Source organism: Alcanivorax sp. P2S70, assembly GCF_000475295.1.
Lineage (GTDB): Bacteria > Pseudomonadota > Gammaproteobacteria > Pseudomonadales > Alcanivoracaceae > Alcanivorax > Alcanivorax profundi.
Genome location: NZ_AXBZ01000044.1, coordinates 1 through 3089 on the forward strand (window position 1 = coordinate 1; position 3089 = coordinate 3089).

The 3089-nt window shown below is 50.9% G+C and carries 6 protein-coding genes; 2 read left to right on the forward strand and 4 right to left on the reverse strand.

The window, feature by feature from the left end:
• Positions 1-177: 177 nt before the first annotated feature.
• Together Q672_RS29920 and Q672_RS34465 are read right to left on the reverse strand one after the other, a co-directional pair.
• A complete protein-coding gene (locus tag Q672_RS29920; protein WP_031226830.1) occupies positions 178-429 on the reverse strand; it encodes an AbrB/MazE/SpoVT family DNA-binding domain-containing protein in 252 nt (83 codons plus the stop codon).
• Between the two features lie 74 nt (positions 430-503).
• Complete coding sequence (locus tag Q672_RS34465; RefSeq protein ID WP_011588652.1) at positions 504-866, reverse strand: SEC-C metal-binding domain-containing protein; 363 nt, start codon at positions 864-866, stop codon at positions 504-506.
• A gap of 87 nt (positions 867-953) precedes the next feature.
• On the opposite strand from Q672_RS34465, the gene Q672_RS29930 reads away from it, so the two are divergent.
• On the forward strand, positions 954-1169 hold the full coding sequence (locus tag Q672_RS29930; RefSeq protein WP_011588651.1) for a helix-turn-helix domain-containing protein: 216 nt from the start codon (positions 954-956) through the stop codon (positions 1167-1169).
• Positions 1170-1478: 309 nt separating this feature from the next.
• On the opposite strand, the gene lspA is transcribed toward Q672_RS29930, so the two are convergent.
• Positions 1479-1991, reverse strand: a complete 513-nt coding sequence (lspA, locus tag Q672_RS29935) for a signal peptidase II (RefSeq protein WP_022986212.1) — start codon at positions 1989-1991, stop codon at positions 1479-1481.
• A gap of 4 nt (positions 1992-1995) precedes the next feature.
• Positions 1996-2892: a cation transporter gene (locus tag Q672_RS29940; protein ID WP_011588649.1), complete on the reverse strand. Its 897-nt coding sequence runs from the start codon at positions 2890-2892 to the stop codon at positions 1996-1998.
• A 95-nt stretch (positions 2893-2987) separates the two neighbouring features.
• On the opposite strand from Q672_RS29940, the gene Q672_RS29945 reads away from it, so the two are divergent.
• The coding region (locus Q672_RS29945) for a MerR family DNA-binding transcriptional regulator (protein ID WP_022986213.1) at positions 2988-3089 on the forward strand (102 nt) is incomplete at its 3' end.

Genomic DNA, 3089 nt, shown 5'->3' on the forward strand with positions numbered 1-3089 from the left:
TGGTCGGCCAAGAGTCTTGAGGCGTTGATGTAGCGACAAATATCTAATTTTACATGTATGCACACCAAGTGGTGTATTTTATTATGATAATCAATCGGGTAGCACGAATGCCGTGTCAACTGTGCGCGACGCAACCGCTGCATCCCTGTTACATTATTGGTGGCGCCGGGCAGGGGATCACAAAATCTCTTTACCGACCGGACCATCGCTAAGCCACTCGCGGTCTTCCTCGCTCAGTGCGGTATTCTCTGGTGTACAAGCTGCCAACATCTCTTCCAAGGTCGGCATGGGCTTTGGGCGAATGATCAACTGCTCATCAGTCAGTTCCATATCAACGATACTTCCCACATCAAGACCAAGATGCTGCAAGACAGTTTTAGGGACTCGAAGTCCTGCGCCATTACTAATTTTCTGCACTTTCAATTTCATAAGCACCTCACACATTGGGTGTAACCTCAATTTAAATAGATAAATCACCCGTAACAACCATGTGGTAGTGATGGTCAAGAATTTAGCCATGCAATATATAGAGGTTCGGCCACGGACAAATAACTATGGATCTTCTGTTGTTTGGCGATTGCAATGATTTCACTGTGTGTGCACAAATGATCGGACAGAGGCTCAAATAGAGGGTGCCGGCGATCAATCCCTGATAAATAGCGATTAGCCCACTCCTCAAGTCGCTGGAACTCCTTGCTGTTTTCGTCGGGCGAGCCAATTGTGTCTGGAATAATCTGGTTCAATAACGCATATACCTGCCCTTGGTTCGTGGCGTGCAGCTCTGCTTCCTGCCTTGGCAAGCAGCACTTCTTGTATTTAACCCCGCTACCACATGGGCATGGCGCATTTCTTTGCAGGTGAGACATTCTCCACCCAAACGGAAAATGGGTATTATAGTCCGTGGATGCTCAGGCATCAAAAAATGATAGTTCTCACTTTTAGGTGAGACTTCCATGAGCAATGCTCGTCTTCAGGCATTTGGCGCAAAGGTTAGAGCAATGCGAAAGCAGAAAGGCCTATCCCAAGAGGAGCTTGCAAGTTTAGCAGGCTTGGACCGCAGCTATATGGGTCACATTGAGCGTGGCGAAAAGAACATTACTCTGCTCAAAATCTACCAGATTAGCGACGCTCTCTCGCTTCCTGCTGCTATTTTTCTAACCGATGAATGATATTCCTATCATGTAGAACCGGTATCAGGCTTTAATTCACTATTTTCGTTCAAGCGGTTTTGTGTCGTCAGGAAGTTGTAGGGGGGAGGGGAGGTTGAATTCATTCTCCAAGAACTCATCTAGCCGCTGCGCGATACGGAAGGCCTCCGCATTCTCCGATCGCTTGCCTTCAAGGTTTTAGACCTGGCAAATGAACTTGCGATGGACTATCTACAGGATGACCCGCTTGCCGGGTCTGAGCAAAACACGATAAGAAGCCCACGCTTAGCGAACCGCACATTCTTCCCAATGGCGTTCATAGCTGTAACGTCAGCCTTGCCTATCTGGGTTTGTATTGGTGTTTGTTTTTTCGCCCAACAAACTGCCGGAAACGAAAAGCAAGGCACCGGTGACAATAGCAATATCAGCCAGATTAAAGGCCGGCCAGTGCCAGTCCCGCCAATAGAAATCAAAGGAATCCACAACGTAGCCGCGAAATATTCGGTCAATCAGGTTGCCCATGGCGCCACCGAGGATAAGACTGTAAGCGAAGGCTTCTCCTTTATGACGATTTTCAAGAATCAGCTTGATCAGGAAAATCGAGACCACCACCGCGATTCCGATTAAAAAATAGCGCTGCCAGCCTCCGCCATTCGCAAAAAGACTGAATGCGGCACCGGTGTTCCATACGTGCACCCAGTTAAAGAACGGGGTCACTGAAATAGACTCGCCATAGGCCATTGATTGCTGCACCAGCCACTTTGCAGCCTGATCTGACGCTGCCAGCAGGCTCGATATGGAAAACAGGGCATACGACGAGTGCTTGTTGCCAATAATGAGCAATTATTTAACCCTTCAACGCCAGAATACGCCTGGCCCCGTTAAGTACAATGACTCCCGATATGGTGCCGATAATCAGATCCGGATAATTGGACCCGGTCCACGCGACCAGGGCGCCGGCGGTGATGACCCCCAGGTTGATCACCACGTCGTTGGCCGAGAATATCCAGCTTGCCTTCATGTGCGCCCCGCCTTCCCGATGTTTGGATATGAGCAGCAGACAACTGGTATTGGCAATCAATGCGACGAATGCGATGGCCATCATCACCAGCGATTCAGGCTCACTACCGAATACAAAGCGTCTCACCACCTCTACGAGCACGCCCACAGCCAAGATCAGTTGCAGTACACCAGCAAGATGCGCGGCACGTACCTGCATTTTCACGCTATGTCCAACCGCATAAAGGGCAAGCCCGTACACCGCCGCATCGGCAAAATTGTCCAGGGATTCTCCAATCAGGCCGGTGGACTGGGCGATCAGACCGGCAGTCATTTCCACCACGAACAGAAGTGCATTGATGCCGAGCAACCAGCGCAGGGTCCCGGATTCTTGCTTAGCAGAAGCTGCCGAAAACTCGGCGGCCTTGATGGTCTCCGGATTTGCAGCGACGGTTTCCTGAAGCGAGGCGCCTAGCCCCAAGGTCTTCAGTTTCGAGGTGACGGGCTCGACCTCGCCGTCATGCACGACCTTCAGCCGGCGGTTCGACAAGTCGAAGGACAGCGCCCGAATCTCCTCAAAGCCGTTCAGGGCTAGGCGAATCATTCGTTCTTCTGATGGACAGTCCATCTTCGGCACGGCATAAACACTGACCCATCTCCCTGGCGCCTCGGAGGAGGCCTGTATATCGGTATCCGCTGCGGACGTTGCATCACCGCCACAGGCGCCACCACAGGATTTGCTCATGATACGACTCCACTTGAACAATGTTGTGGTACCATTTAAAACTATAAAGCTACTATAAGGTCAATAGAGTAAAGAATCCGTTGGGGAGGAGGCTGATGCGCATTGGTCAGTTGGCGCAGTTGGTAGGGGTCGAAACACAGACGATCCGCTTCTATGAACAGCAGGGCTTGTTGCCGCCGCCTGATCGGCAGGACAAC

What these genes read in the sequence shown, in the direction of transcription:
- Q672_RS29940 (WP_011588649.1), bottom strand. Translation starts at nt 2,892, where the DNA reads ATGAGCAAATCCTGTGGTGGCGCCTGTGGCGGTGATGCAACGTCCGCA.
- Q672_RS34465 (WP_011588652.1), bottom strand. Translation starts at nt 866, where the DNA reads ATGTCTCACCTGCAAAGAAATGCGCCATGCCCATGTGGTAGCGGGGTT.
- Q672_RS29930 (WP_011588651.1), top strand. Translation starts at nt 954, where the DNA reads ATGAGCAATGCTCGTCTTCAGGCATTTGGCGCAAAGGTTAGAGCAATG.
- Q672_RS29920 (WP_031226830.1), bottom strand. Translation starts at nt 429, where the DNA reads ATGAAATTGAAAGTGCAGAAAATTAGTAATGGCGCAGGACTTCGAGTC.